The sequence below is a fragment of the Nocardia brevicatena NBRC 12119 genome (assembly GCF_000308495.1).
Taxonomy (GTDB): domain Bacteria; phylum Actinomycetota; class Actinomycetes; order Mycobacteriales; family Mycobacteriaceae; genus Nocardia; species Nocardia brevicatena.
Window position 1 is genome coordinate 1 of sequence record NZ_BAFU01000180.1, and the last position, 1,162, is coordinate 1,162.

A 1,162-nucleotide genomic window follows, 5' to 3' on the forward strand; every position below is an offset into this window, starting at 1 on the left:
TTTCGGGGCTGGTCGGCCCCAGGCCCATGGTCGTGCGCGGGCGTTGAGTGCGGCGGTGGCTTGGCGGGTGGCTCGGTCGATCTCGGTGTGGTCGGCGAAGGTCTGACCGGCCAGTGCTTCTCGCCGAAAGATTCGCCACCACGCTTCTTGCAGGTTGAGCCAACACGCCCCGACCGGGATGAACGCGTGTTTGATCCGGGGGTGGTCCTGCAGCCATTCGCGGGTGGATTTGCTGTTGTGGCTGGAGAGGTTGTCGGTGATGACGTAAATGTCGCCGATGGGGTTGGTCTGTTCGATCAGCTCGAGGAAACGCTGGTAGTTGACACTGTTGCGCGAGGACGCGGTGAGCGCGACGGCGTGGCCGTCACGGACGCGGATCGATCCGTAGACCCAGATCTTGTCCGGGCCTCGCGAGTATTCCAGGGGCGCTTTGATCCGATGCCCGTCGACCGACCATCCCGGTGCGGGACCGAAGGTGCGGGGCGAGATCGGGCCTAACTCGTCGGCGTAGACGACCGTGGCGCCCTCGGGCGGCTGCGTGTAGAGACCGACGATGTGCGTCCTTTTGGGACGAAATGCGGGTCCTTGCTCGTCGTCCACGAACGCGGACGGCGCCACCGAATCCCTTCTGCCACAAGTATTCTGCGTACCTGACTGCGACCGACGACAATGCCTTCGGCGCGCAGCGCTTCGGTCAACGCGTCCAGTGTCCAGCATGACGCGGCCGCCTCCTGCTCAGCACGCAGTTCACCATCGGGCTGCCGCGTCAAACGCCCTGGTGGCGTCGTGGCGACCAAGGCCACGATGCGGCTGCGTTCGGCTTCGGTCAGTCGAGGCTTGCGCCCCGACCCCGGACGATCGCCCAGCCCCTCCATACCGTGAGTGTTGAACCGGTGTAACCGTTCACGCACGGTCTGCGGATGACAACCCAACTCACGTGCGATCACCGCAGTGGACTTCCCATCCCAGCTCGCCGTGATCATCCGCGCCCGGCGAATCCAATCACCCGGCGCATGCCGCGCCCCGGCGACCTTGCGAACATTCCGCTCCTCCAACGCATCCCGTGGAGCACGCGCAACCAATACCTTCGGCGGAACCCACCTCATGACACCCGAACCAACAAGACCGACACCAAAATACATGATCTTTGAGGAACGCAGCA

Annotated in this window: 1 protein-coding gene and 1 pseudogene; both read right to left on the reverse strand. The window is 64.3% G+C overall.

The window, feature by feature from the left end:
- The coding region (locus ON20_RS25845; protein ID WP_245547491.1) for an IS630 family transposase at window positions 1-618 on the reverse strand (618 nt) is incomplete at its 3' end.
- Between the two features lie 20 nt (window positions 619-638).
- A pseudogene (locus ON20_RS40700) lies at window positions 639-1,142 on the reverse strand (helix-turn-helix domain-containing protein); the annotation flags it as partial.
- Window positions 1,143-1,162 lie beyond the last annotated feature (20 nt).